This window comes from Gluconobacter sp. P1D12_c, from assembly GCF_018812105.1.
Taxonomy (GTDB): domain Bacteria; phylum Pseudomonadota; class Alphaproteobacteria; order Acetobacterales; family Acetobacteraceae; genus Gluconobacter; species Gluconobacter oxydans_A.
Genome location: NZ_JACSIQ010000007.1, coordinates 75,379 through 100,187, shown reverse-complemented (window position 1 = coordinate 100,187; position 24,809 = coordinate 75,379). Strand labels below are relative to the sequence as shown.

The 24,809-nt window shown below is 56.8% G+C and carries 26 protein-coding genes and 2 tRNA genes; 7 read left to right on the top strand and 21 right to left on the bottom strand.

Annotated elements, in window-relative coordinates; translation table 11 throughout:
* Position 1: 1 nt before the first annotated feature.
* The 3 genes from KP705_RS09765 to KP705_RS09755 form a co-directional block, all read right to left on the bottom strand.
* A complete protein-coding gene (locus tag KP705_RS09765) occupies positions 2-1,369 on the bottom strand; it encodes an FAD/NAD(P)-binding protein (RefSeq protein ID WP_215764385.1) in 1,368 nt (455 codons plus the stop codon).
* A gap of 151 nt (positions 1,370-1,520) precedes the next feature.
* Positions 1,521-1,595 (bottom strand) — tRNA-Gly (locus KP705_RS09760).
* A gap of 134 nt (positions 1,596-1,729) precedes the next feature.
* A tRNA-Gly gene (locus KP705_RS09755) sits at positions 1,730-1,804 on the bottom strand.
* A gap of 217 nt (positions 1,805-2,021) precedes the next feature.
* Here KP705_RS09755 and KP705_RS09750 point away from each other — a divergent pair.
* From KP705_RS09750 to KP705_RS09740, 3 genes are read left to right on the top strand one after another with little or no spacing between them, the layout of a single operon-like run.
* Entirely contained in the window at positions 2,022-2,966 is a 945-nt protein-coding gene (locus KP705_RS09750; RefSeq protein ID WP_215764384.1) for a co-chaperone YbbN, read from the top strand.
* A 4-nt stretch (positions 2,967-2,970) separates the two neighbouring features.
* A complete protein-coding gene (locus KP705_RS09745; protein WP_046900671.1) occupies positions 2,971-3,651 on the top strand; it encodes an LON peptidase substrate-binding domain-containing protein in 681 nt (226 codons plus the stop codon).
* Entirely contained in the window at positions 3,648-3,827 is a 180-nt protein-coding gene (locus KP705_RS09740) for a Trm112 family protein (RefSeq protein ID WP_046900670.1), read from the top strand. Before KP705_RS09745 ends, KP705_RS09740 begins: the two co-directional genes overlap by 4 nt.
* Positions 3,828-3,840: 13 nt before the next feature.
* Here the strand turns inward: KP705_RS09740 and KP705_RS09735 are convergent, their stop codons facing one another.
* Positions 3,841-5,352 (bottom strand): globin-coupled sensor protein, encoded by a 1,512-nt coding sequence (locus KP705_RS09735; RefSeq protein WP_046900669.1) that lies wholly within the window; start codon positions 5,350-5,352, stop codon positions 3,841-3,843.
* A 109-nt stretch (positions 5,353-5,461) separates the two neighbouring features.
* Positions 5,462-5,824 carry a hypothetical protein gene (locus KP705_RS09730; RefSeq protein WP_046900668.1) on the bottom strand — a complete coding sequence of 121 codons (363 nt, stop codon included), beginning with the start codon at positions 5,822-5,824 and terminating at the stop codon, positions 5,462-5,464.
* 103 nt (positions 5,825-5,927) lie between these two features.
* On the opposite strand from KP705_RS09730, the gene KP705_RS09725 reads away from it, so the two are divergent.
* Positions 5,928-6,590, top strand: coding sequence for a tyrosine-protein phosphatase (locus KP705_RS09725; protein WP_046900667.1), 663 nt, complete (start codon positions 5,928-5,930; stop codon positions 6,588-6,590).
* Positions 6,591-6,598: 8 nt separating this feature from the next.
* Here the strand turns inward: KP705_RS09725 and KP705_RS09720 are convergent, their stop codons facing one another.
* The 5 genes from KP705_RS09720 to KP705_RS09700 form a co-directional block, all read right to left on the bottom strand.
* Positions 6,599-7,117 carry a helix-turn-helix domain-containing protein gene (locus tag KP705_RS09720; protein WP_215764383.1) on the bottom strand — a complete coding sequence of 173 codons (519 nt, stop codon included), beginning with the start codon at positions 7,115-7,117 and terminating at the stop codon, positions 6,599-6,601.
* Between the two features lie 57 nt (positions 7,118-7,174).
* The gene (gene lnt, locus KP705_RS09715; RefSeq protein WP_046900665.1) at positions 7,175-8,701 is read right to left on the bottom strand and encodes an apolipoprotein N-acyltransferase; all 1,527 of its coding nucleotides are present in this window, start codon (positions 8,699-8,701) and stop codon (positions 7,175-7,177) included.
* Positions 8,702-8,756: 55 nt separating this feature from the next.
* Positions 8,757-9,587: a GNAT family N-acetyltransferase gene (locus KP705_RS09710; protein WP_174694812.1), complete on the bottom strand. Its 831-nt coding sequence runs from the start codon at positions 9,585-9,587 to the stop codon at positions 8,757-8,759.
* A 74-nt stretch (positions 9,588-9,661) separates the two neighbouring features.
* Positions 9,662-10,195, bottom strand: coding sequence for a Fur family transcriptional regulator (locus KP705_RS09705; RefSeq protein WP_215764382.1), 534 nt, complete (start codon positions 10,193-10,195; stop codon positions 9,662-9,664).
* A 100-nt stretch (positions 10,196-10,295) separates the two neighbouring features.
* A complete protein-coding gene (locus tag KP705_RS09700; RefSeq protein WP_046900664.1) occupies positions 10,296-10,703 on the bottom strand; it encodes a MucR family transcriptional regulator in 408 nt (135 codons plus the stop codon).
* An 87-nt stretch (positions 10,704-10,790) separates the two neighbouring features.
* Between KP705_RS09700 and KP705_RS09695 the strand changes: the two genes are divergently transcribed.
* Entirely contained in the window at positions 10,791-11,033 is a 243-nt protein-coding gene (locus KP705_RS09695) for a sulfurtransferase TusA family protein (protein WP_046900663.1), read from the top strand.
* On the opposite strand, the gene KP705_RS09690 is transcribed toward KP705_RS09695, so the two are convergent.
* The 6 genes from KP705_RS09690 to KP705_RS09665 all read right to left on the bottom strand — a co-directional run bounded on the left by KP705_RS09690 (position 11,017) and on the right by KP705_RS09665 (position 15,516).
* Positions 11,017-11,463 carry a GNAT family N-acetyltransferase gene (locus KP705_RS09690; protein ID WP_046900662.1) on the bottom strand — a complete coding sequence of 149 codons (447 nt, stop codon included), beginning with the start codon at positions 11,461-11,463 and terminating at the stop codon, positions 11,017-11,019. The genes KP705_RS09695 and KP705_RS09690 overlap by 17 nt on opposite strands.
* Positions 11,460-12,086: a tRNA (adenosine(37)-N6)-threonylcarbamoyltransferase complex dimerization subunit type 1 TsaB gene (tsaB, locus tag KP705_RS09685; RefSeq protein ID WP_052750046.1), complete on the bottom strand. Its 627-nt coding sequence runs from the start codon at positions 12,084-12,086 to the stop codon at positions 11,460-11,462. Before tsaB ends, KP705_RS09690 begins: the two co-directional genes overlap by 4 nt.
* On the bottom strand, positions 12,077-12,715 hold the full coding sequence (locus tag KP705_RS09680) for a malonic semialdehyde reductase (RefSeq protein ID WP_046900661.1): 639 nt from the start codon (positions 12,713-12,715) through the stop codon (positions 12,077-12,079). The genes tsaB and KP705_RS09680 overlap by 10 nt, the downstream gene beginning before the upstream one ends.
* Positions 12,716-12,718: 3 nt before the next feature.
* Entirely contained in the window at positions 12,719-13,282 is a 564-nt protein-coding gene (locus KP705_RS09675) for a NifU family protein (protein ID WP_046900986.1), read from the bottom strand.
* 96 nt (positions 13,283-13,378) lie between these two features.
* Complete coding sequence (locus tag KP705_RS09670; RefSeq protein ID WP_046900660.1) at positions 13,379-14,731, bottom strand: ATP-binding protein; 1,353 nt, start codon at positions 14,729-14,731, stop codon at positions 13,379-13,381.
* A 20-nt stretch (positions 14,732-14,751) separates the two neighbouring features.
* Positions 14,752-15,516 (bottom strand): response regulator, encoded by a 765-nt coding sequence (locus KP705_RS09665; RefSeq protein WP_064274614.1) that lies wholly within the window; start codon positions 15,514-15,516, stop codon positions 14,752-14,754.
* A 161-nt stretch (positions 15,517-15,677) separates the two neighbouring features.
* On the opposite strand from KP705_RS09665, the gene fbaA reads away from it, so the two are divergent.
* The gene (fbaA, locus tag KP705_RS09660) at positions 15,678-16,751 is read left to right on the top strand and encodes a class II fructose-bisphosphate aldolase (protein WP_099211644.1); all 1,074 of its coding nucleotides are present in this window, start codon (positions 15,678-15,680) and stop codon (positions 16,749-16,751) included.
* Between the two features lie 27 nt (positions 16,752-16,778).
* On the opposite strand, the gene KP705_RS09655 is transcribed toward fbaA, so the two are convergent.
* Complete coding sequence (locus KP705_RS09655) at positions 16,779-18,356, bottom strand: efflux transporter outer membrane subunit (protein ID WP_215764381.1); 1,578 nt, start codon at positions 18,354-18,356, stop codon at positions 16,779-16,781.
* 98 nt (positions 18,357-18,454) lie between these two features.
* On the opposite strand from KP705_RS09655, the gene KP705_RS09650 reads away from it, so the two are divergent.
* Positions 18,455-19,123: a TetR/AcrR family transcriptional regulator gene (locus tag KP705_RS09650; protein WP_099211990.1), complete on the top strand. Its 669-nt coding sequence runs from the start codon at positions 18,455-18,457 to the stop codon at positions 19,121-19,123.
* Here the strand turns inward: KP705_RS09650 and KP705_RS09645 are convergent.
* From KP705_RS09645 to KP705_RS09630, 4 genes are all read right to left on the bottom strand, one after another.
* Complete coding sequence (locus KP705_RS09645) at positions 19,117-20,691, bottom strand: DHA2 family efflux MFS transporter permease subunit (RefSeq protein ID WP_099211640.1); 1,575 nt, start codon at positions 20,689-20,691, stop codon at positions 19,117-19,119. The two genes, KP705_RS09650 and KP705_RS09645, sit on opposite strands and share 7 nt — an antisense overlap.
* Positions 20,688-21,785: an HlyD family secretion protein gene (locus tag KP705_RS09640; RefSeq protein ID WP_215764380.1), complete on the bottom strand. Its 1,098-nt coding sequence runs from the start codon at positions 21,783-21,785 to the stop codon at positions 20,688-20,690. The genes KP705_RS09645 and KP705_RS09640 overlap by 4 nt, the downstream gene beginning before the upstream one ends.
* Positions 21,786-22,031: 246 nt before the next feature.
* The gene (locus KP705_RS09635; RefSeq protein ID WP_215764379.1) at positions 22,032-23,474 is read right to left on the bottom strand and encodes a UdgX family uracil-DNA binding protein; all 1,443 of its coding nucleotides are present in this window, start codon (positions 23,472-23,474) and stop codon (positions 22,032-22,034) included.
* Positions 23,475-24,707: a putative DNA modification/repair radical SAM protein gene (locus tag KP705_RS09630; protein ID WP_099211636.1), complete on the bottom strand. Its 1,233-nt coding sequence runs from the start codon at positions 24,705-24,707 to the stop codon at positions 23,475-23,477.
* Positions 24,708-24,809: the final 102 nt, after the last annotated feature.

Sequence of the window (24,809 nt, the reverse complement as noted above, 5' to 3'; positions counted from 1 at the left end):
CTCAGCCCTCGTCGGCCAGACTGTTTTGGAGAGACGAGGACTGCACCTGAGCAGCCAGGTGATGCGCCAGTTCAGCAGCCTGCTTACGGATTTCGGGTATGGCCGTCGTTTCGAAGGCCGTCCCCCAGCGCATCGGGCCAATGGCATACAGGCTCGTACACCATCTGCCCGAGGCATCCTGTAAAGCGCCCCTGTCATCACAAACCAGGCCACCCAATGGGGTTTGTGTTGCCCACCCTGCCTCGAGCAATCCTGTTAACAAAGCTGAGCCGACTGTCCGATAATCACGACTTGGCCCCGTACAGTTCACCGCGTGATCTACGTCGAGACAACGAAGCCGTTCTGCTCCCTGAATGCTAAGACGCACCCCGCCTGAAACCGCGGAGACCTGCTCCACGCGCCCTTTCAGGGTTTTCAAAGTCCCGGCTTCGGTTTCCTGATCGAGCACTGATCGAAGTGCTGGCGCCATTCGATGCCGCACGATGTCCCACCGCCGCTGAAGGTGGCGCGCAAAGCGGCGTTTTTCTTCTACTGGCAGTCGGCCCCAGAGCGCGTTCGTATGGGCACGCAGAGCATTGACCATGCTCCTCCAGGAAATACCTTTGCGCAGACACGCCCGGAATAAAGCAAGATAAGCTCTCGCACTCGGGGGCGTGGCGAACCACACATCATCCACCCCGGCCGCCGGCGCCTCTGCATGTGAGGTCGGATACCATCCATGCCGGGAAATAGCGGTAATCTGGCCTCTGTGCCCCTGCTGTCTCAAACGAACCAGAACATCAACAGCTGTCAGCCCGGTTCCAATCAGAGCAACGTCATCATCAAGGCCAATGCGGGTATAAAGATCATTCTGCCATGCTGAAGGAGAGTATCCGGGCACCAAACGCCGCGGGTCTGACAACACGACGGGCGAAAAATTGCCAGTCGCGAGAACGACATAGGACGCTGCAATACAGGCACCGTCAGCGAATGTAAGATTCCACCCTTGATACGCCTTGTCGCAGGCAAGAACATGGCCCTGATGGTATTCTGGCGCAGCCTCTGTCCACAGACTTTGGAGATAGCGCCCATAAATCGCTCTGGGAACAAAATCTGAAGCGCTGATATGTGGATCATGATGCTCTCGTACCCACGCCAGAAAGTGCGATGGGTCATCCGTAACTGCGCTCATCCCGGACGCGCAGACATTCAGATAGTGTGAGAGACAGGGAGTGCCATATGCCAGCCCTCGTCCCGGCTCTGGCGCATCTCCAACAACAATCAGTTTCGCAGCACAGCGGGCTTTGCGCAGATACCAGGCCAGAAGCGTTCCGCTGGCGCCACTTCCGATAATGGCAATGACCGGACAGGATGGATCAGGATTTTCCACGGAGGCGCATCACTCTGTTCGGGGCTGGACAATGCCCTGATCATCGCTGCCTTTTCTGCAACCATGCGACTTTTATCGTAACAGAACGCCACCTTGGGGCACTTCAGGTTCCAGAAACGAAAAAAGGCGCCTTAAGGCGCCTTTTTCAAACTGGAGCGGGTGATGGGATTCGAACCCACGACCCCAACCTTGGCAAGGTTGTGCTCTACCCCTGAGCTACACCCGCATTCCGTGAGGCGGCTTATGGCGGAAACTTGCAATATCCGCAAGAGGAAAGACGAGTGGAAAAGCATTTTCCTGATCAGGAAATATTTATGAGCCAGAAACGAAAAAAGACGCCCTAAGGCGTCTTTTTCAAACTGGAGCGGGTGATGGGATTCGAACCCACGACCCCAACCTTGGCAAGGTTGTGCTCTACCCCTGAGCTACACCCGCGTTCCGTGGGCGGTGTTATTACTGAACTTTCAGGGACATGCAAGAGAGAAAATGGACCTCCCAGTCAATTTTTCAATCTGCACCGTTTCTTATGAAGAAAGCGCCATGATCTTCTGGGGAAATGAAAAGCATTCCCGTGAAAGCGCCCTTGCACACAGAGCCATCAGGCCCGATCTTCAACGGAACTAGATTTTCCCAGCAGGATGGCTTCCATTCCATGAGCAGCACTTTTGACGAACATCTGATTGGCCAGTCCTCGTCTTCAGGCAAGGCCGCATACATCGTCGAAGCAGATCAGACGACGTTTATGGCGGACGTTGTTGAGGCCAGCCAGCAGATCCCGGTTCTGGTGGATTTCTGGGCCCCGTGGTGCGGCCCCTGCAAACAGCTGACGCCCGTTCTGGAAAAGATCGTCCATGCTGCCAACGGACGGGTTCGTCTGGTCAAGGTCGATGTAGAGGCCAACAAGTCCCTCGCGGCTCAACTGGCTCAGATGGGGCTTCCGCTTCAGTCTATTCCTGTTGTGGTCGCGTTCTGGAAGGGCCAGGTTCTGGATCTCTTCCAGGATGCACAGCCAGAAAGTGAAATTCGTCATTTTGTCGAATCGCTTTTGAAAGCTTCTGGCGGCACGATGCCCGCAGCAGATATTCTGGCAGCAGCCAAGACAGCTCTGGCAGACAATCAAGCCGCGGAAGCTGTCGGCCTCTACGCGCAGGTTCTCGATGCAGAACCTGAAAACCCTGAAGCATGGGGGGGGATGCTCCGCGCGCTTCTAGCTCTCGATGAACTAGAGGGCGCAGAAGAAGCGTCCAGCCAGATCCCTGCCAAGCTTAATAACCATCCTGAGATTACGGGAGCACGTGCAGCCCTCGCTCTCAAAATAGAAGGTGCAGCGGCAGTCTCCGAACTGGATACTCTCAAACAGCAGGCCGCCGCCTCACCAACTGACTTTGATATCCAGCTCAAACTGGCTGGGGCACTCAATGCTGCGGGAAATCGCGCTGATGCTGCGGATGTTCTGTTGGGAATTATCCGTCAGGACCGTGAATGGAACGAAGGCGCTGCCAAAACCGAGTTGCTTCGTTTCTTCGAAGCATGGGGCCACACGGACCCTGTAACGCTTGCTGCGCGTCGCAAGCTCTCTTCTCTCCTGTTCTCGTAATCCCATGACGAAAACGCCCGACACCTTCCTGGATCTGAATGATATCCCGCGCAGGGTTCCAGCTCTTGCGGACCTCACTCTTGCGGATATTCCACCGCGGGTCGGGCTTTTCCCACTTTCCGGGGCCATGATCCTGCCTGGCGGGCATCTTCCTCTCACGGTCTTTGAACCCCGCTATGTCGCCCTGCTGGAAGACGCACTTGCGGGGCGTCGCCTCATCGGGATGATTCAGCCTCAGGAAGAGGACGAATCCGATCCTCTGCCGGTGCTGCATAACATCGGGACACTGGGCAGAATTACCAGCTTTACGGAATATTCTGACGGCACGTTCTCTATCACTCTTCTGGGCATCACGCGCTTCAGATTGCTGATGGAAGGCTTGACGCAGCGTGGCTGGAGGGAAGGCACCATAGATGCCTCCCCTTTCTTCTCGGATCTGCTGGAAAGCGACCCCTCCCCGATTAACCGGGCACGCTTGTTAAGCCGCCTGAAAAGCTACCTGACAGCACATCAGCTCCAGACTGACTGGTCTTTGCTTGATGAACTGGATGATGACATGCTGCTCGTCATCCTGCCGATGCTTGTTCCGTTCAGTTCTGAGCAGAAACAGGCCCTTCTTGAAGCAAGCACGCTGGATGACCGCGCCGGGGTCTTGCTGGATCTTCTGGCAAAAGGCATGGAATGACCATGAATACTGAACTTGACCCTCGCCTCCTGTCTCTTCTGGTCTGCCCCCTCACCAAAGGGCCGCTCACCTATGACCGTGACACGCAGGAACTCATCAGCCCGCGCGCAAAGCTGGCATTCCCGATCCGGGACGGCATTCCCATCATGTTGCCGGAAGAAGCACGTTCGCTCTGACTGAAGATTTTCTTCAGAGCTGATGCTGTGCTGGAAGATCGTTCTGAACCTTGAAGTTCATGACGATCTTCATCAGCTGAGCAGCATCCCCAACCAACTCCTGACTGGAGTTGCTCATCTGCCTTACGATCGCGGCGTTGGTTTTGGTCACAGCTTCAAGCTGTGTGGTGCTGGTGTTGATATCCATAATCCGCTGAGCCTGAGCTTCCGCACCTGAAGCAATCTGCCCCACTGCTTCTCCCAGGCGATTCACAGATGCACTGATGTTGCCGAGTGCAGCCCCTGTCTCATCGACCATCTTCACGCCACGCTCCACGTCTTCCATACTGCTGCTGATCAGTTCCTTGATCTCGCAAGCGGCAGTCTTGGATCTCTGAGAAAGTGCGCGTATTTCCTGAGCGACAACGGCAAAACCTCGCCCGGCATCTCCAGCATGCGCAGCCTCTACGCCTGCGTTTAAAGCCAGAAGATTTGTCTGGAAGGCGATTTCATCGATAACGCCAATAATCTGAACAATCCGCGTGGATGACTCCGAAATTTTGGCCATTGCTTCAACTGTCCGAGCAACAACTTCCGTACTTTGCCCTGTCTCCTGACAGCAGGCTTCGACCGTCTCATCCGCCTGCCGTGCCTCTTCAGCCACTTCCTTTACGGACGTCGTCAGCTGGGTGATGTTGCGCGATACTGTGCCCAGTGCGTCGACCTGCTCCGCGATACGACACGCGATGTCTTCGGACGAGCTGCTGAGTGTTCGGGCGCGATGCTCCACCACGCCCGACGTAGAGCGTACACCCTGCACAATTCGCCCTAGCCCATTACAGGCACGCTGGAAGGCTCCGCTCATCCGTGCCGCCTGACTGGCGAGTTCGGGATCGATGTCCTGTACAAGATCTCCCTCGGCCATGCGGTCCAGCGAATCTGCAAGAGCTTCTGAAAGTGCTGACAGACTTTCAGTGCGCTCCTTCTCGGCGCGCGAACGCTCCTGCCCATCCAGATTCAATGTGTATGTCTGAAGGCCAAGCTCCATATCCAGAAACGCGGCTTTCACCAAAACGCCTACCCGCGCAGCAACGTCGTGACTGGTTAGACCTGATGGGCGCTTACCGAGCAGCCTGCCAAGAAAGCCTTGTTTCTGCCTTGGCCAAGCATCTTGAATAACGCCGGCGACAATACCTTCGACCAGTAGCCCATAACTGCCGATATACCACTGGGGGTCCAGGCCAATCCGGGCGTGAGTATTCCCGATCGCCCGCGTACTCTGGACATAATCGGGGCCAAAATCGCCCTCGAGAATACGGCTCCAGTGCATTTCCTGCTGTGTGCGGGCTGAGTTCTGATGGGAAGAGCTTAAGAAAAAACGTGCAAGCGCTGGGGTCTCGTCCACACGACGATAAAACCGGTCAAGCGCGGGAGGCAAAATCCGGCGGACTTGTTGGCCAATTCGCGCTATCAGGGCCTTCTCACTGGCTCCAATCCCCAAAAAGGTAAGGCGCTCTTTCATATCTGCCGCGACCTGCTCGGTCATTTCTGGTCTCCAAGACGTCAACTCGGCCCACTGATAAGGACGCTTTCGCCTTACCACGCCAATAGTTACGCAATCATGAAGACCGGACCGTCAGGCGGCCTCGCTGTCCTTAATTTCCGCTATTCTTCCCGTATGACACTTCCGTATCCGGCACGGCAGGGCGCGGGGTGATGTCGGCTGTATTGCCACCTACACCACTCGTCCCAAAGGTCATTCCTTCAGAGGACGGAGCGCTGCTTTCCCGAGGACGGTTTTCCTCACTCATTCCCCCAGGCGGCATCGGCATGACGGGCGCATCGTCCGCATAAGACATGCCACTGGCATGAGGCCGGCGATGAGTAGCTCTATCCGGCGCAGCTCCCGGCGGGGGCAGCGCGGTCATATCCGCAGCCGGTCCGTCAAACATTGAACCAACACCACATCCCGTCAGGGACAGGCAGGACACCATCAGGGAAAGAGAAAGCCACCGCATAAGCTGACATTACCATTTCCTTGCGGTTGACGCATCCCCATCTCAAATGGGACACAGCGCTGCCTGAAGCTGCTTCATGCCCCACAGTCGAGGACGTTTTTTGATGTTTGAAGGCCGGATTACTTCTGCCGCCACGCTGCGACGGGCCTGGTGGGACAGTCTCTTTGTAGACCACTCCATCTTCCGCCTCGGCTGGACAAATCTTTCGGAAGTCGTTCCTGGCAAGGTATGGCGTTGCAACCACCCAACACCTTCACGTCTGCGCAGACTGACCAAGCAGCTTCACCTCAAGACGCTTGTAAACCTGCGCGGACATCGCAAATGTGGGTCGGATGCCCTGTCTCGCAGCACGAGTGAAAAGCTGGGTCTGACGCATCTGGATATGGCATTTGAGAGCCGGGGCGCGCCTCACAAGGATCGCATCCTACGCTTTTATGCCATGTATCAGACTCTTCAGTTTCCAATGCTGATGCACTGCAAGTCAGGCGCTGACCGCGCAGGACTGGCTTCGGGGCTAGTCGTGATGTTCGAAGGGGGAACGGCAACAGATGCTCTCAGGCAGTTGCACTGGCGCTTCGGCCATTTCAACCGGTCCCGCACGGGCATCCTGGATGCATTTTTCCTGCGTTACCGCGCTGAAGCCGAAGGGCGTCTTTCCTTCATGGACTGGCTTCAGACCGAATACGATGAAGACCGTTTGCGGGCCGATTTCAAAGCGGGCAAGATTTCGTCCTTCCTGAACGATAGCGTCCTGCGCCGCGAATAGGCCCTGCCTTATTCTTCTGCCGGGCCGAGGCTTCGGATAAGGTCCAGCATTCGCTTACGCACAGAGGGATCTGGAATGCGATAATAAGATCGCACGAGATCAACCGTTTCACGACGGCTGAACAGCGCGGCCTCATCGGCAGGCAGATCAAACAGCCGAGGCGGTTGAACCGCTTTACGGGGCGGACCGCCGAAAGTGGCCTGCGTTTCTGCGAAGCCGGTCGTGACCGAAGGCTGAATGGGGGCAGGTGCCGTCTTGGGGACCGCATCCTGCATATCATCGAAGAAAAAACCGATCGGCACATCCAGGACACGCGCCAGGTCGTAAAGACGGCTTGCCCCTACGCGGTTGGCACCACGTTCATATTTCTGGATCTGCTGGAACGTCAGCCCCAGCGCCTCTCCAAGCTTTTCCTGCGAAAGCCCCATCAGCGTGCGCCGCAGCCGAATGCGGTTTCCGACATGCACATCGACCGGGCCAGCAGCCGCAGCACTCTTTGGCTCGGCCTTAACGTGACCCGTAGACATGATGAACCTCCCCCAAGACCAAGAGAAGGTAAATAAAACAACCCTAGATTGTCAATATTAACCTTTTTGACGCATTACAACCCGTTCTCTTTTGCGGCGAACCGTTGGCCAGAACGAGAGCAAGATGCACAGTATCGACAAAGATAGGGGAATGGCGCGTCCATACCGGGAGAATATCGTTGGTGAGAGGGGTGACGGAATATCACTCACAATGACATCTGCCCGTCCCCACCCCAGACGAACCGTCTCACGGCCAACAGCATCATAAATCGCCGAAATGCCCGTATTGTTCGCGAAGACAACCGGAAGACCTTCTTCCACTGCCCGCAGACGGCCTGTGGCAAGATGCTGGCGTGGGCCAGCACTGTTGCCGAACCAGGCATCATTGGAAATGGTGACCAGCCAGTCAGGCCGATCATGCCGCGCAACGACAGAGCCCGAGAAAATGATCTCGTAGCAAACCATTGGGCCAACACGGCCAATATCAGGCAGATCCCATGTCTTGAGCCCTGGGCCTGGAGTCAAAACTCCTGGAAGCACGTTGAAGGGAATAATCCAGGGCTGGTACTCCCCGAATGGCACCAGGCGGCTCTTGTCATAGATGGATGTGATCTTGCCATCCTGATCCACCAGTTCAAGGCTGTTGTACCAGTGGCCATTTTCTTCACGATCTGACCCGATCATTGCTGAAGCGCCACCGGCTGCATGGGCAATCACCTGTCGGGCCAGTTCATCTTCATCGAGTAGCCCCGGAAAGCCGGATTCTGGCCAGATGACAACCACAGGCCGGTCATCGCCCATCAATCTGGCCTTCTGCGTGCCCTGAGCCGTCAGGCGGAGGTAGCGCCGAAAATTTTCGACGCTCTGCTGACGGTTGATAATTTCATTTTCCGAGACATTCCCCTGAACCAGAACCGCGCGCGGATTACTGATCGGCATCGGGGTTACTGTGGCAAGCCGCCAGTAACCACCACCGAGCCACAGCACGCTGCACACGAGCACGCTTAAAACAGCAACACGCCCACGAAAAAGTGCCAGAGATGCCAGGACCAGTGCAAGAGTCAGGCCGTCGACACCCAGAATGGACGCGGGCTGGATCAGCGCATTGCCGATCGAACCAGGCAATTCCAGATCGCTGCCAAGCGGGTTCCAGGGGAAGCCTGAAAAAATCAGGACGCGCGCCATATCAACGACAGTCCAGCTGCCGGCGAACATCAGAATACGGCGCCATCCCGCTGGCGCAAGACGACAGAGAACCGCCGGAACAGCCATCAGCGGGGCAATAATGAGCGCAACACCCGGAGCCGCGAACGGGATGACCCACCAGAACTGATGGATACGCGTCAGAATGGCATTGGTCAGCCAATACAGGCCTGCCGTGTGAAATCCCATTCCGAACAGGAAACCGCAAAGAGCAGCCTGCTTCCAGGATGCCGCATCCTCAGAGGCGCGGTAGAGGACCAGCAGCCCAAGAGGGAGCACAAAAAGCGCACAGACAGGCGGAAGAGACAGGGCAGAAAACGCCCCTGCCAGCACCATCAGGCCGGCAAGTCGCCAGCCACGCACAGGGAGCGTCGAAATCATGAAGATGATTATCCGTTAGAAAAAACGGTCGGGCCACAGAGGCCCGAGCCGGAAATCAGTCCAGAGCGTCCCGAAGGCGGCGCTCGTAATGGCGGTAATACTTATCCGCCAGAAGTTCACTCTTTACCAGAACGGCTACGTCCGTCGTGTTAAACTGTTCGTCCACGACAGCCCCGTCTCCGACATATCCCCCAAGGCGGAGATATCCTTTGATGAGAGGCGGCAGCTTGTTCAGGCAGGCCCGGTAATCAAGCGTGTGCGGGTCCGTGCGCAGCATTTCCACATAACGATCTGGCAGCGCCCGAATTCTGAGAGCCGGAGGAGCCAGATGATTATGATGCAGATAGGTCAGTTGATCGGAGAGCGCATCAGGATCTGTGCCCGGAAGGCTTCCGCAACCGAACAGCACGTCGATCCGGTGGAGAAAGATATAGGATGCAATGCCACGCCAGAGGAGCTGCATTGCAGAACGTCCACGATGTTCGCGAGCCACACAGGACCGGCCAACCTCAAGCAAACGTCCTGGAAATTCCGTCAGGGTCGAAATATCGTATTCGGAAGCCGTGTAAAAACGGCCAATCTTCTCGGCAGCATCGGAACGTAGAAGGCGATAGGTTCCGACAACGCCTTCTGCACCAGAAGAAATACTGTGGTCGATGACGAGAAGATGGTCGGCAACCTCGTCAAACTCGTCCACATCCCGCTTTGTGCGGAATGCGCGTTCGTCCGGGTGTGCGCCAAGTTCTTCAAAAAACACACGATACCGTAGGGCCTGAGCAGCATCCCGCTCAGCCTCGGTAACAGCGATGCGAACACCCAGAGAACCGCCCCGAAGCTCCTGGAAACCGCCGTCACGGTTCAGAGCCAGCGTGGAGAGGGTCTCCATCTGTTTGAGTGTTTCTTCACTACTGATGAGCGAATGGGCTGTCGGTGAGGCTTTTTCCTCGGCCGGATTGGTGCTCATGATCCGCTCTTGTTCCTGTTCTTGGCAACAGTCTGCTTCGGCGTTTCTTTTTCAAGACGATGACCGAAGAGTTCTATGCGGTGTGAGACGAGATCGAATCCGAGACGTTTTGCAATCTGCGTAAGCAGACGGACAGGTTCGTCATCTTCAAATTCGATGACACGGCCGCTGCCCACATCAATCAGATGATAGTGATGGCCACTGTCGCTGGCCTCATACCGGGCACGCCCACCGCCAAAATCACGGCGTTCGAGAATCCCTTTTTCTTCCAGAAGACGCACGGTCCGATAAACCGTGGCAACGGAAATACGGCTGTCTATGGCGGATGCGCGCCGATAAAGCTCTTCTACGTCCGGATGGTCGCTGGCTTCAGACAGAACATGGGCAATGACCCGACGCTGTCCTGTCATCTTCAAACCATTTTCCACGCAGAGGCGTGCAATGGGAGAATCATCGACAACGACGGAACCTTCTGGCTTCCGACCTTGCGTGCGAGCGCGTCTGTCCGCGATTTTCATATCTACGACCATATCAGCGGCCTAGCCGAAAACCGGACCATTTGTCCAATCAGAGATGCAAATAAAAGAACCGGCTTCCTGCGGATGAAGATCAGGAAGCCGGGAAACATCCTCAGTCTTCGCGACGACGGCCAAGGCCGATCTTGCGTGCCAGGGAGGAACGATGGCTTGCGTAGTTCGGAGCAACCATCGGGTATTCCGGCGGCAGACCCCAACGCTCGCGGTATTCCTGCGGCGTCATGTTGTAGGCTGTCTTGAGGTGACGACGAAGCAGCTTCAGCTTCTTCCCGTCTTCGAGACAGATGATGTAGTCAGGGAATACTGATTTGCGGGGCGGAACTGCTGGCACCGGCTTCTCAGCGGGAACCTCTTCCTGCACATCAACCGTTGCAAGCGAATCATGTACCGCACGAATAAGACCCGGCAGCGCGTCGGCTCCGATGTCATGGCTGGATACGTAGGCGGTAACGATCTGGGCGGTCAGATGGCGCAGATCGAGGTCTGCAGTCTCATGCGGCATAGTGTAATAGTCCTTCATCCGGAAACGACGAATTCTCTATCAGTAGAAACCCATTACCATCAAGCAAAAACAAGGAAAAACCAGAATATGACAAAATATGAAACATTTCTTCTTGATGTAAGCAGCAAGATTTGTCCGATGACGACTGTATATGTCCGCGCCCGCCTCGACACCATGACTTCTGGTCAAAAAATAAAAGTGATCGTTAAAGGTGATGAACCCAGAAAAAATGTAACCGCATCGGTACTAGCACTTGGACACAAAATAATAGAAAATTTACCGTATCAGGAAGACACTGATCTTTACTGCCTACTCATTCTGAAGGCGTAGAGACCAGAACCAGAGCATCGCTTCCATCACGGTAATAGCAGCGTCGATAGCCTGCCTTTATGAAACCGCACCGATCATAAAGTTTTTTTGCTGAATTGTTACTTATTGATACTTCCAGAAATATTTTTCCTTTTGGAAGTATTTGCTCAACCAGAGATTTTCCCAGACCAAGACGCCGGAATGACGGTCGAACAGCCAATGTCAGGACTTCTGTTTCGTCCATGACGGTTCTGGTCAGGATAAAGCCCGCAGGCTCATTTCCTTTAAGAACAACAAGAGCTTCTGTGCCCGGAAGACCCAGAAGGGATGTAAAGGAGTCCGCGTCCCACACCTCTCCTCCTGCAAACGCTTCTTCATGAAGCGCCGCCAGTAACGGAGCGCTTTCCACGCCCGTGACTTGAAATATTAAATCCGGAAGAGACAGTGTCATTGAGGGAGAGGGCGAAGTCCGGCAGCGGGCGGTTTGGCTTCGGGGGGGTCAACATACAGAGGCATCAATGGCCCCGAAGGCAGGGTCTCAGCGGCACGGACAATACCGAGAGCATCCGGAGCGACACAGGCCACAACACGACAAGGCCATGTCTCACGCTCAGACACTGCGTCGCCGGCAATAACCTCCAATGCAGACGCATCGAGATCATCAGCAGAAACTGCGAAAACTTCGCCCATCGGCGGATCCACAAAATACCGACCGCGTCTGGCAACACTGATGCAGGTTACATCAGGCTGACTGAGCGTAGCCCGAATGGCAGCGCCCAGAGTAACACCAATCGTCGGGCACCCCCATCCTGCGGCCAGACCTGCAGCAAGAGAGAGTGACGCTCTTAAGCCGGTGAAAGACCCTGGGCCGATTACAGCCACAACCCTGTCAGGCGAGCCAGACCAACCACCAGCTTCGAGAACAGTCCGTAGTGCCGGAGCAAAGTGCTCGGAAGCCCCCCTCCCCGCCAAATGCTGTTCAGCAACGATACGACTATCTTCGACGAGCGCTACAAGATTGGTCGATCCCGTTCCGGCACCTGCGCCGTTAAAAACAACGGTCTTCACAGGCACAGACACGCCTCGCCGAAGTCGAGACGTGGCGCACGGGGTTCTGCATGGTCCGGATGAGGCCCATTTTCAGCAGGGTAACCAAGTCCCACCAGAAAATTTGCCCGCCAGCCCGAGGCTGTCAGCAGCGCGTCTTCCACCATGAACGCATCGAACCCGGACATCGGCATGGCTGCCAGTCCGAGCATCCGTGCCGCCAGAATAAGATAACCGCCTTCCAGCGTGCCGTTTCGGAAAGCCGTCTCTTCCGAAAGCCCGACATCCGCCGCAAACCAGTCCCGAAGGCCTTCATCTGCGCCCAGACGCGGCAAAGCCTCGAAAAACAGGGGATCATGGCAGACGACAGCCAGAACCGGTGCCGCCATGGCCCGAGCGACATTTCCCGGTGAAAGGGCCGGGCGCAGGCGTTCTTTAGCGTCCTGCGTCGTCAGAAACACAAAGCGTCCCGGAGAGCAGTTGCCCGACGTGGGGCCAAGCTTCACCAGATCGTAAAGGTGACGCAAAACATCTTCCCCGACCGGACGCGGTGAAAACGCACGCGGTGTTCGGGCCTGCGTGAAAAGCACTTCGGCTCCCGGCACGGGACCGGAAGCCAGATCGTCAGTCACGGGAAGAGACGTCTGGCCATCCATGGATCAGTCCTCGACCTGCTCGACGGACTGCACTTCCGGCACATAATGACGGAGCATGTTTTCAACACCATGCTTCAGCGTCGCGCGGGAAGACGGGCAACCGGAACAGGCGCCCTGCATCGTGAGGTAAACAATCCCGTCCCGATAACCACGGAACGCGATGTCACCACCGTCTCCGGCAACAGCGGGACGAACACGTGTGTCCAGCAGATCGCGGATACGCGTCACGACATCCGCATCTTCCGGCGCAACATCATATTTCAGCGCTTCGTCATCACCGGCCAGAACAGGCTTTCCGCTTTCGAAAAACGTCGTCAGAGCGCTGAGAACAACAGGCTTGAGATCGCCCCAGCTGACGTCCTGCGCCTTGGTGATGGATACGAAGTCACTTCCCAGGAAGACGCGCTTGACGTCTGGCAGGGCAAAGAGGGCTTCAGCAAGCTCGGAGCGGCCTTCGGCAGCAGAAGCTTCGCCAAAATCAACCGTGCGCGTGTCATTCGTGACCGGTCGGCCCGGAAGGAACTTCAGCGTGGCGGGATTCGGAGTATCTTCGGTTTCAATGAACATCGTCATCATGTCCTCAATGGCCAGTCCGCACCTGACATGTGCCACTTCAGCCGCTGGCGCAAGGGTCTGGACCAACGTAGTCCCACTTCTTGCCCGTCAGCTCTGAGGACGGGCACCGATCGAAGGCTTACGCGCTGGCGGCAACACAATCGTCGCACACAGACCTCCATAGCCCTTTTCAGCGTCTCCCCGCCCAAGCTTGAGATAGCCCCCTTCTCGGGCAATCTCGCGGGTTACGATGGCCAGGCCGAGCCCAATCCCACCTGTCTGCCGAGAGCGAGATCCTTCGAGCCGATAGAATGGCGCCAGAACCCGCTCGTATTCGCTCTCCGGAATGCCAGGGCCGTTGTCCTGAATGGAAATTTCTATGGCGCCGTCTTCCTGAACCCTCAGCGTCGCGAGGGCATTTCCCCCGTAGTTCAGGGCGTTTTCAATCAGGTTGGACAGAACGCGTTTGATGGCCAGAGGGCGGACATGAACCAGAGCACGGTCCGGTCCCTCATAACGGGCGTCCTTGCCGTGATCCGCATGGTCATCAACCAGAGTCGCAAGGGTGGCGACAATATTGATGGTGCGAGGTTTTTCCGGATCATCGGCGCCTGCGAGATAGGCAAGAATACCGTTGACCATCCCCTCCATCTCATCGAGATCCGACTCGATGGCGGCCTGAGCTTCTCCATCATTGAGAAATCCGCACCGGAGTCTCAAACGCGTTAGAGGCGTGCGAAGATCATGTGAAACGGCAGCCAGAGCCTGCGTTCGGTCGTTGATCAAGCTCTGGATACGGCGCTGCATGGCATTAATGGCCCGCGCAACCCCGCGAACTTCACGCGGCCCACGTTCTGCCAACGGAACCCACGTTTCGTTCGAGCCAATCTTGTCCGCCACCGAAGCCAGAGCCCGCAGGGGCATGCTCAGTCCGCGAATCAGCATGGTTGCAGCGATCGCAACAGCACCTGCCGCGATCGCTGCGGAGGCGAGTCCGCGCGTAAAATGGTGGTGCCCCAGAAGACCGGGAACACGAAAATGAATGTATGTTCCGTCAGGAAGGCGCTCGGACCCGAGCACATCGGGTGTGCCTGTTCCCAGTGTGTAAAGATCAAGCTGAGCCTGCGCGAGGATGGGATCATCCTTGATCAAGCGTGCCGTGAGATCCCTCAGAACAGTAGGGCGATATCCCGGCAGATGCGGCAGGGCCGTTGAGGGCTGCCAGGCAACACTCAGTTCACTTCCTGACAGCATGACTGCCAGAAAGGAGCGCTGTGTCACAGGGGCAGCAGCGAGAACCCTCAGATCTGTACTGAGGGCCTCTCCAAGCTGCGCAATGCGCACATCATCCACGATGTAGGTTTCAGCCTCACCATAAAAAACGGCGTTGGCCAGAAAGACCAGCGTGACCGCTACGGTCAGGACGACGCAAACGCGACCGACCAGCCCCAGCGGCCACAGCAGGATCCGATTCTGAATATTCAGACCCGTTCAACCTCGGCCACGAAAATATATCCCAGCCCACGGACTGTACGAATCAACTGGTCCGCATCAGAACCGAGCTTGCGACGAAGGCGGCTGACCAGAACATCGATGCTGCGGTCAGACACATCGCCCAGGCGGGTCCGTGACAGTTCCAGCAGACGATCACGTGCGATAACGCGCTGCGGGTTATCAAGGAAGCTGGTCAGAAGGTCGTGTTCTGCGCCTGAAATATCGACAGTCGCCCCACTCGGGTCTGTCAGTTCACGACGACGCAGGTCCAGCATCCAGCCTGCGAATTGCAGCCTTTCACGCCGCACCTTCTCCGGTGCTGCACTTGGGCTGCCACGACGGAGCACTGCTCGAACGCGGGCCAGAAGCTCGCGCTGTCCGAACGGCTTCGGCACATAGTCGTCCGCACCGGATTCGAGGCCGGTCACACGGTCGCGTTCTTCACCACGGGCAGACACCATGATGATGGGAACCTGCGAGGGGGGCGTTTCGTCAACATGACTGGCCCCCTGGCCATTGCGCAGGGCACGGCACAGCTCAATGCCGTTCGTACCTGGCAACATGATGTCAAGGATGATGAGATCAACCGGAGCCACTTCAAGAGCGGCCCACATCTCATCTCCACTTGCCACACCACGGGCGCGGAAACCGCCGCCCTGTAATGCGCGCAGAATGAGGGTCCGCATTCCTGCGTCATCTTCGACAACAAGGATACGGGCGGGAAGATCGGGATCGGAAAGATTTGGCACCATACTTTTCCATAATCGCAGCAGGGCAGATACCACAAGCAACAAATCTGGGCTGAAACTGTTCCCTTATCTTTAGCGCTCATGACGGAAAACATTTTCTGGCTTACAATACACGAAACGCAGGAACAGCCTATCTCGGTTCCTGCACTCGACCGGAGTCTCCCATGACAAGCGTTTCTCCCGGCGTCGTAACGGGCGCCGACTACCAAACACTTCTTCAGGCGTGCAGGGACGGCGGATACGCCCTTCCAGCCATCAATGTGGTTGGCACCAATAGCGTCAACGCCGTTCTGGAAGCGGCCGCAGCCAACGGCTCAGACGTGATCATCCAGGTTTCAAACGGTGGGGCACGTTTCTTCGCTGGCGAGGGTCTTCCGGATGCCCATCGCGCCCGTGTTCTTGGCGCAGCATCGATGGCCCATCACGTCCATCTGCTGGCCAAGGAGTATGGAATCGCCGTCATCCTTCATACGGATCATGCTGATCGAAAGCTGATTCCCTGGCTGGAAGACCTGATTTCCCTAAGTGAAGCAGAATTCAAAAACACAGGTCGTCCGCTTTTTTCATCCCACATGCTCGACCTTTCGGCCGAAACACTGGATGACAACCTGGCCCTTTCCGAGAAGCTTCTGACACGCCTCGCCCCGCTGGGCATGGGCCTGGAAATTGAGCTTGGCGTTACGGGCGGTGAAGAAGATGGCGTCGGCCATGATCTGGAAGAAGGTGCGGACAATGCGCATCTCTATACCCAGCCGGAAGACGTGCTGAGAGCCTGGGAACTGCTCTCGCCTATTGGCATGGTCTCCATCGCCGCGTCTTTCGGCAACGTTCATGGCGTCTACAAGCCAGGTAACGTCAAACTTCGACCAGAAATCCTGAAAAATTCTCAGGACGCCGTACAGAAAGCCACAGGAAGCGGGCCGAAGCCCCTCCCGCTGGTCTTCCATGGTGGATCTGGGTCAAGCCTGGAAGAAATCCGGGATGCCGTGTCCTACGGGACCTTCAAGATGAACCTGGATACGGACATCCAGTTCGCATTTGCTCATGGCGTGGGCTCTTATGTGAGCACGCATCCGGTCGCTTTCCAGCACCAGATTGATCCCGCCACGGACAAACCCATGAAGTCCTTCTACGACCCCCGCAAATGGCTGCGTGCGGGTGAGAAGTCTATCGTGGAGCGGATGAGCGAGGCTTTTGAAATCCTCGGCTCCAAAGGTCAGTCCATCGCTCGGAGCTGAAATAGCCCCTAGCGATAGCGCCGGGTCTCAGGGACCCGGCGTTGCCGAGGCAAGCTTCGTCTTGGTCACGTCCTGCGCTGCGGGGACAACCTCTTCCCAGCCTCCGCCAAGCGCATTGTAGAGACGCGCCAGATTGGTCGCGACAGTCGCATCACTGTCAGCAAGACTCATTTCAGCGGATTGTAGCTGACCCTGCGCGTTCAGTACGTTCAGATAGTTCGTCAGGCCACTGCGATACTGGCTCTGGGCCAACTGGAGCGCCTTGCGGTTGTCGTTCACAGCCCGCTCCAGCCCCTGATGACGGAGCTGCTCATCCCGGTAAGCGATCAGCGCGTTATCAACATCATGCCACGCCTGAATGACCGTCTGCTGATAGGAAATTGCCGCAGCTTTCTGGGCATATTTCTTCAGCTCAAGCTGGCCGCGCAAACGTCCCCCCTGAAAAATCGGCAAGGAAATGGATGGGCCAACGTTCCACGCACGCGCATTCCAGAATCCGAGATCACGGAATGACAGGGTCTGGAATCCGAAGTCTGCATTGATGGTAATCTTCGGATAGAAATCGGCCGTGGCTTCACCCACTTCTGCCACAGAGGCACGCAGCTTGGCTTCAGCTTCCCGGATATCCGGACGGCGATGCGCCAGTTCAGACGGCAACCCGACAGGAACGACCGGTGGCACCACAGGGATGCCTGCATCTTTGCTCAGTTCGGCATTCAGACTACCCGGAGGCGCACCCAGCAACAGCGCGAGTACATTTTCTTCCTGCGCCACCCCCTGCTGAAGCTGAGCAGCCTGCGCTTCGGTGTCATGTTGCCGGGCCTGCGCGGAATCGACATCCACTTCCGTGACCAGACCACTGCGATAGCGGCTCTGGGAAATATCCACGATCTGCTTCAGCGTTCCGAGATTGTCCTGAAGGACCTTCAGGCGCTTCTGGTCCCCGCGGAGCGTCATGTATCCACGCGCCATATCGGCCTGCTGGGCTATCAGGACCGAGCGGCGCTCTTCATCCGTGGCCTGAAGATCCGCTTTGGCAGCATCGTACTGGTGGGCCACGCGTCCCCAGAGATCGATTTCGTAGCTGGCATCAATGGATGTCTTCCACTGGTTCAGCAGAGGGATCGTGGCCCCGCTGGCTGCACCACTGAGAATGCTACTGCCCTGATCTCCCAAAAGCCCGTTGTCGGACTTGGCAATATTGCCGCCCACACGATTGATGATTTCCTGCATCTGTTTCGTGCTGAACTGACTCCGCGTGTAGGAGCCAGAAGCACTCAATCCGGGAAAGCGCTCGGCCCCCGCCATCATGAGCTGCGCGCGGCTCTGTGCCAGATTGGCCGTTGCCAGACGGAAGGACAGGTTCTGCTGAACCAAGCGGTCTTCCAGGGAAACCAGCTCCGGATCATTGAAAACTGTCCACCATTTGCTGGCAGCTTCAGCTTCGCTCGTCACACTGTCAGGGGCACCTGCCATGTGATCGGCATAGTGTGCCGGAGACCAGGGATGAGGCTCATGATATTCCGGTCCGACCCGCAGGCAGCCGGAAAGAGCAACAAGGGCGCAGCCAGACAGCAGCGCGCGGGATAGAAAGGCTGCGCTCACAAAGAAACTCCTGAAACGGAAATGATCTTGCGGTGACCGACCAGTTCGGTCAGCATGTTGGAGATGGTATTTTTTCCGGAAAAGGACCTTGCCCACTCATGACCAGCACGCCGACTGACCGCCCCGAGAGTATGCCTGACGAGGCCAGCGCATCTCTGTGCCAGATGCGCGCCAAGCGCGAGCAGATTCTGCAGGGAGCGGAAAAAGTCTTTCTCGCAAGCGGTTATGAAGGTGCGTCCATGTCGCAGATTGCGCGGGAGGCCGGTGTTTCGAAGGGCACGCTCTACAATCACTTCGATGGTAAGGCGTCGCTCTTCTCCGCGTTCTTCGAAGAACGCAGCAAAACCAAACTGGCGGCTATTGAGGCCATTTCCCGAGAGGATGGGCCGGACGTTCATACGAGTCTGCGCCGCCTGACGGAAACTGCCATCAAAATGATGCTCCACTCGACGTCCATGGACCTGTATCGCATCATCGTTGGCGAAGCGGGAAAATTCCCGAACCTTGCTGACGCCTTCTGGCGCTACGGTTTTGGGCGCACCCTGAACAACCTCTCCGACTGGCTGCGTCGCCGCAGGGATGCGGGCGAGCTCCAGATTGAAGACCCGGATTTCGCTGCCGAACAGCTTATGATCCTGTGCCAGGCCCGTATCGTGCATCGCCGTCGGCTCATGCTGCCCGTCGATGACAGCCCGGAAGCCATCAGCCGACTGGCCAACATTACGGCAGATTCCTTCATGAAGATCTACGGCCCGCATCATCAGTGACCTCCCGCCGGCTTCGTCTTCTTCGTGCTGTTCGGTGACAGCAGGAAGCAGAGCGGGACGACGAACATCGCGATGACGCCAATCCAGCGAAACACCTCGTTGTAGGCCAGCATCGAGATCTGGGACGTGAAGTCCATGAACAGACGATGGATCGCAAACGTATGCGCGGCCGCAGGCGTCAGGCCATGCGCTTCACCAACGGTCTGCGCATGATTGATATAGTTCGTGAACTCCTGCCGCCCCGGCGTCATGTTATCGGTCACGTAGTTCTGGTGCCGTTGGCGCGTTTCAATGATGGCTGCCGTGGCCAGGGAAATGGCCATCGAGCCCACATAGTTTCGCGCCATACTGAACAGGGCTGATGCGTCGGAATTCAGCTCACGTGGCAGCGTCGAATACGCAATCGTGGAAATCGGCACAAAGAGGAATGCGAGCGAAGCGGTCTGGGTGATTCGGTAGAAGACCAGATGCTTGAAATCGATTCCGGCATACAGGTTGGCAGCCTGGAACATCGCCATGCCCATGAAGAAAAAGCCAAATGCGATCAGATACCGCAACTGGATGACCTTCATCAGACGCCCGACGAACGGGATGAGAATGATGATGGCAACACCACCTGGCGCCAGAAGAAGGCCGGACGTCGTTGCCGTATAACCCAGAACCTGCTGCGCAAACTGCGGAACGATGATGGCGGATGAGTAGAGGGTCGCCCCTACCATGGAGATCAGGAACATGCCGGTTGCGAAGTTGCGGTCTTTCAAAACCGTCAGCTTCACCAGCGGGTCCTTGGCATAGCAGAGCCAGACGATGGCACCGAGCACACCGATCACGCCCAGAACAGCCATGGTGATGATGAAGTTCGAGCCGAACCAGTCATCGTCTTCACCACGGTCGACCATGACCTCAAGACAGCCCAGCCCCAGCGTAATGAGACTGATGCCGATCACATCCACCTTCTCACGCTTCTTCCGCTCCCATGGCGGATCCTCAACGAAAGCCGTTACGGCCATGACTGTCAGGATCCCGAAGGGAACGTTGACGAAGAAAATCCAGCGCCAGGAGAAGTTGTCCGTCAGATAGCCACCCAGCATCGGACCGAGAACCGGGCCAACGATGGTCGCAATCGCGGTCATGCCAAAGGCTGCACCACGTTTTTCGGGCGGGAAGGTATCAAGAATGATGGACTGCTGACTGGGTTGCAGGCCACCACCGAAGAAGCCCTGCATCAGTCGGAAGACCACCAGCATGGGCAGCGATGTCGCCAGACCGCACAGGAAGGACGAGACGGTGAACATCGCAATACAGATGAGGAAGTAGCGCTTGCGCCCGAACAGGCGTGAGAGCCAGCCGGAAATCGTCAGAACGATACCGTTTGCCACCAGATAGGACGTCAGCGCCCAGGTGGCATCATCATAGGAACTGCCGAGCGATCCCGCGATATGCGGTAGCGCCACGTTGACGATGGTGGTGTCCAGCACCTCCATGAAGGCCGCCAGCGTGACCGTAATGGCCACAACCCACGGATTATGACTGGGTTTCCAGTCCTGATGCCCGGCAGTATCGCTCATTTCACATAGACCGTAGGAACAACGGAAAGACCAAGAGCGAGTGGCAGCTGCGGATCAAGACCACTGTCGATCAGGATCTTCACCGGAATACGCTGCACCGTTTTTACGAAATTGCCTGTCGCATTTTCCGGCGGGAAGGTGCTGAAGGATTCACCCGAACCCAGCTGAATGGAATCCACGTGGCCCTGCAGCTTAAGCTGTGGGTACGCGTCAACTTCGATGTCCACTTTCTGACCCGGACGCATGTGGGTCAGCTGTGTTTCCTTGTAATTGGCCACAACCCAGACTTCTGGCTGTACGATCGTGAACATCTGCTGGCCGGTCTGGACGAAGTTGCCGCGCTCGACGCTACGCTGGGACACCCAACCATCATGAGGGGCGCGAACCTGCGTCCATTCCATGTTGAGCTCAGCCTGTTCCAGAGATGCCTGGGCAGACTTGAGATTGGCCTGTTCCTGCGAAACGCGGGCATCCGCATTCGCAACATTGGCCTTCACTGGCTCAGCCTGCGTCAGCTGACCCTGTGCCTGCATGACGCGGGCTCTGGCTTCTTCAAGAGCTGCACGAGCGTAGTCAATGTCCTGCTGGGACGTTGCGGCACGTGAAACACTGCGCTGGCGCTTGTAATCTGCTTCAGCCTTCGTCAGCTGGGCCTGAGCGGCAGAAAGACTGCCCTGAGCCGTTACGAGCTGACCGGGGAAGTTCTTGTGCGCCACTTCAACCATCAGCTGATAGGCCTGCATGTTGGCCTGTGCCTGCTGGATTGAAGCCTGTGCCTTGTGCAGAGATGCCGCGTAGTCGCGGTCATCAATGGTCAGCAGAAGATCACCGCGATGCACATACTGGTTATCGTTCACCAGCAGCTGCGTCACGTACCCGTTCACGTGCGGCGCAATGGCGATCTTGCGACCGGCCGTATAGGCGTCGTCCGTCTCGATGTTATTGCGGGTCAGGAAGAGGTATGAACCAATCCCTACCAGCACCAGAACAACCAGACAGATCAAGAGCACCCGTACAAGGGGATTGCGCTTTTTCTGCGGTTTTCCGGACGCTCCGGACTGCTGTTCGGCCTGCGCTTGGTCGCCCTGCGCCATATCGTCTCTCTCGCTTTAAACGGGTCTGTCCGAAGTGACCGGCTGAATGAAATGGCCTCGTGAAAAGGCCGATTGACCGATCGGTTCGGTCATCCATGACATATTGTATGGCCGTCTTCAAGCCGGAAAAAACTGATGCGTTTCCTTTCAGGCCGGGAAGATTTTTCCTTGCGCGCGCTCATCCGTGAGACGAAATTTTCTTATCCTGAAAGGGTCTCCACGCAACGCCTGAACAGAATGTTGCCCTTAAAGGGCGGTCTGCATCTTTCTCAGACCTTCAATCAGGCGCTGACGTTCCTGCTCGGCCTGCTCGGTTGGTCCCAGACGCAGAATCCATGATGGATGAGCGAGGCTCAGATGACGGTGTCCGCCTTGCGCGTCCTCACGCATCAGCCCCCGAAAGTCTTTCAATTGAGCCGTAGGCCCCGCAACTGCGCGCAATGCTGTCGCCCCAAGCGTCACGACAAGCTGCGGCCGAACCAAGGCTATTTCCTGCCGCAGCCAGGGCTGACACGCCTGAACATGCTCAGCGCCAGGCGTCTGGTGAATGCGCCGTCTGCCACGCGTGGTGAACCGGAAATGCTTTACAGCATTCGTCATGTAGAGGGCCTGGGGTTCAACGCCCGCCTCCGCCATACACTCTTTTAAAAGAGAGCCTGCGGGACCGACAAAGGGACGCCCAGCCAGATCTTCCTGATCGCCCGGCTGTTCACCGACCAGCATGATTTTTGCCGTCTCAGGCCCCTCCCCCAAGACCGCCTGCGTAGCATGGCAGTGAAGCGAGCAGGCCTGACAGGTGCGAATTTGCTGTTTCAGATCTGCCCAACTGCCTGCTATTGGCACCGCAGCCGGGACGGCTTTCTGACGATTCTGCAGAGCCTGATAAAATTTAGGGGCGGGAAGAGCCTCCTGCGCTGCCATTTCAGCCACGCGTTTTTCCGCCTGAGCCACCAGATGGGGAATCAGGTTAGCCTCTGGCAGGTTATGCCAGTAACGTCGCGGCATTTCATTGCGCATCGCTTTCGTCCGGACACGGGCAGGATTGAAAGTCGAGGCGTAATAGGTCTGCCAGAGCTGATCCACGTCATCATCAAGCACCTGTTTTTCACAGGGCTCGAAAGAGCAATGTACCGTCTCGCCATCCCATCGCAGAGAGCCGCGCGGTGTCAGGATCATCCAGTCCATATCTGCGAAACGGCCCGCGAAAAAAGAAGAGACTTTTTCCAGCACATGATGGTCCGGCTCAAACCAGGAAAGAAAACGCCGCCGACCCGTCTCAGACGTTCCCTGCTCCCGGAAGCGCACAAAAGCCGTCATTTTATGAGCCGCCCGGCGAACCTGATGCACCATGCGACGTGCCTGCGCCACATCCTGATCTGTAACCACCGACAACAGGTTCGGATCACTCTGAAGACGCCAGAGCAGCCGGTAAGCTAATGCGAACCGCTCAGCACTGGAGTGGCAGAGAACATCTTTCAAAAGGGGCAGGCTCGACGCTTTGAGGCGAACATCCCGCACGACTTCGCCCTCAAACGTCTGATTTTCAGCGGCGTGAAACAGATCCAGATCGGCCTCAGGATAGCGCCAAAGGATCTGGTCCGGAGGAATGTCACGCTGAAGCGCCATTCTGGCCTTTTCGCGCCAGCCTTCAAACGCGCTGGTATCCGCGAGCCTGACGGTCACCGGCATTTACAGAAGCCGCATCTGCTGTGGAGCCGGCAGGAAAAGAGTGCGCAAATCCTGACGATCCGTCAGACGTGCGGGGCTCCATCCGGATGCCTTGACGAACGGACGCACCTTTTTAATGGACACGTTCAGCCGCGCCAGATCTTCCAGACGGATTGTCGTGTGCTTTCGCGCAGACAGCAGCGCGGCAACGGTCCGAACCCCGAGCCCGGGAACGCGTAGCAGCATTTCTTTGGAGGCCAGATTCAGGTCCACAGGAAACTGCGCGCGGTTATCCAGAGCCCAGGCCAGCTTGGGATCAATCTCCAGATCCAGCATTCCATTGGGCCGTGATGCTGTCAGTTCGCCAAAATCAAAGCCATAGAACCGGAACAGCCAGTCCGCCTGATACAGCCGGTGCTCCCGCTGTAATGGGGGGCTACGCACAGGCAGGATCGCTGAAGCATCGGGGATGGGGCTGAAGGCTGAATAGTAAACGCGGCGCAGGCCGTAGGACCCGTAAAGGCCTGAGCTACTGGCCAGAACATCCTGATCCGTCGCAGCGTCTGCCCCAATGATCATTTGTGTGCTCTGGCCGCCCGGTGAAAAGCGCCCTGCCCGCCTGCCTGTATGTGTCTTCTCTTTGGCTGCATCAATCTTGAGACGCATATCCCCCATCGCGCGGCGGATATTTCCGGCATCCTTCTCCGGCGCGTAATCCTTCAGGCCCGTTTCTGTCGGCATCTCGACGTTGATCGATAAGCGATCCGCATACAGGCCCGCTTCCTCCAGCAATTTGGGAGACGCATCCGGGATCGTCTTGAGATGGATATATCCGCGGAAACCATGCTTGAGCCGCAGGTCCCGCGCGACCTGTACAAGCTGCTCCATCGTATGATCGGAGGACCGGATAATCCCCGACGACAGGAAAAGCCCCTCAATGCAGTTCCGACGGTAGAACTCCAGCGTCAGCCAGATCACTTCATCAGGCGTGAACTTCGCCCGCTCAACATTTGAGGACGAGCGGTTGATGCAATAGGCGCAGTCATAAACGCAGAAATTGGTCAGCAGGATCTTGAGCAGCGAAATACAACGCCCATCCGGCGTATAGGCATGACAGATGCCATTCCCGGTCGTGGAGCCCAGACCTCCTGTTTTGGCAGAGTCCCGGCGCGTCGATCCACTGGACGCGCAGGATGCATCATACTTTGCCGCATCGGACAGAATCGCAAGACGTTCAGACAGAGATTTCTTCATGCATTGTTCTTATTTCGTTCCTGTCTATAAAATGCAAGAACTGCTTAAAATTTACCGGTTGTTTGCCTCTTTCCTGTCAAACCCTGTCACCGTTTTTTAAAG

What these genes read in the sequence shown, in the direction of transcription:
- KP705_RS09710 (WP_174694812.1), bottom strand. Translation starts at nt 9,587, where the DNA reads ATGGAGACCCTCTCCACGCTGGCTCTGAACCGTGACGGCGGTTTCCAG.
- KP705_RS09720 (WP_215764383.1), bottom strand. Translation starts at nt 7,117, where the DNA reads ATGTCTACGGGTCACGTTAAGGCCGAGCCAAAGAGTGCTGCGGCTGCT.
- KP705_RS09745 (WP_046900671.1), top strand. Translation starts at nt 2,971, where the DNA reads ATGACGAAAACGCCCGACACCTTCCTGGATCTGAATGATATCCCGCGC.
- KP705_RS09705 (WP_215764382.1), bottom strand. Translation starts at nt 10,195, where the DNA reads ATGGTCGTAGATATGAAAATCGCGGACAGACGCGCTCGCACGCAAGGT.
- lnt (WP_046900665.1), bottom strand. Translation starts at nt 8,701, where the DNA reads ATGATTTCGACGCTCCCTGTGCGTGGCTGGCGACTTGCCGGCCTGATG.
- KP705_RS09730 (WP_046900668.1), bottom strand. Translation starts at nt 5,824, where the DNA reads ATGCGGTGGCTTTCTCTTTCCCTGATGGTGTCCTGCCTGTCCCTGACG.
- fbaA (WP_099211644.1), top strand. Translation starts at nt 15,678, where the DNA reads ATGACAAGCGTTTCTCCCGGCGTCGTAACGGGCGCCGACTACCAAACA.
- KP705_RS09700 (WP_046900664.1), bottom strand. Translation starts at nt 10,703, where the DNA reads ATGCCGCATGAGACTGCAGACCTCGATCTGCGCCATCTGACCGCCCAG.
- KP705_RS09640 (WP_215764380.1), bottom strand. Translation starts at nt 21,785, where the DNA reads ATGGCGCAGGGCGACCAAGCGCAGGCCGAACAGCAGTCCGGAGCGTCC.
- KP705_RS09750 (WP_215764384.1), top strand. Translation starts at nt 2,022, where the DNA reads ATGAGCAGCACTTTTGACGAACATCTGATTGGCCAGTCCTCGTCTTCA.
- KP705_RS09665 (WP_064274614.1), bottom strand. Translation starts at nt 15,516, where the DNA reads ATGGTGCCAAATCTTTCCGATCCCGATCTTCCCGCCCGTATCCTTGTT.
- KP705_RS09650 (WP_099211990.1), top strand. Translation starts at nt 18,455, where the DNA reads ATGACCAGCACGCCGACTGACCGCCCCGAGAGTATGCCTGACGAGGCC.
- KP705_RS09675 (WP_046900986.1), bottom strand. Translation starts at nt 13,282, where the DNA reads ATGTTCATTGAAACCGAAGATACTCCGAATCCCGCCACGCTGAAGTTC.
- KP705_RS09635 (WP_215764379.1), bottom strand. Translation starts at nt 23,474, where the DNA reads ATGCCGGTGACCGTCAGGCTCGCGGATACCAGCGCGTTTGAAGGCTGG.
- KP705_RS09680 (WP_046900661.1), bottom strand. Translation starts at nt 12,715, where the DNA reads ATGGATGGCCAGACGTCTCTTCCCGTGACTGACGATCTGGCTTCCGGT.
- KP705_RS09690 (WP_046900662.1), bottom strand. Translation starts at nt 11,463, where the DNA reads ATGACACTGTCTCTTCCGGATTTAATATTTCAAGTCACGGGCGTGGAA.
- KP705_RS09740 (WP_046900670.1), top strand. Translation starts at nt 3,648, where the DNA reads ATGACCATGAATACTGAACTTGACCCTCGCCTCCTGTCTCTTCTGGTC.
- KP705_RS09725 (WP_046900667.1), top strand. Translation starts at nt 5,928, where the DNA reads ATGTTTGAAGGCCGGATTACTTCTGCCGCCACGCTGCGACGGGCCTGG.
- KP705_RS09735 (WP_046900669.1), bottom strand. Translation starts at nt 5,352, where the DNA reads ATGACCGAGCAGGTCGCGGCAGATATGAAAGAGCGCCTTACCTTTTTG.
- KP705_RS09695 (WP_046900663.1), top strand. Translation starts at nt 10,791, where the DNA reads ATGACAAAATATGAAACATTTCTTCTTGATGTAAGCAGCAAGATTTGT.
- KP705_RS09645 (WP_099211640.1), bottom strand. Translation starts at nt 20,691, where the DNA reads ATGAGCGATACTGCCGGGCATCAGGACTGGAAACCCAGTCATAATCCG.
- KP705_RS09630 (WP_099211636.1), bottom strand. Translation starts at nt 24,707, where the DNA reads ATGAAGAAATCTCTGTCTGAACGTCTTGCGATTCTGTCCGATGCGGCA.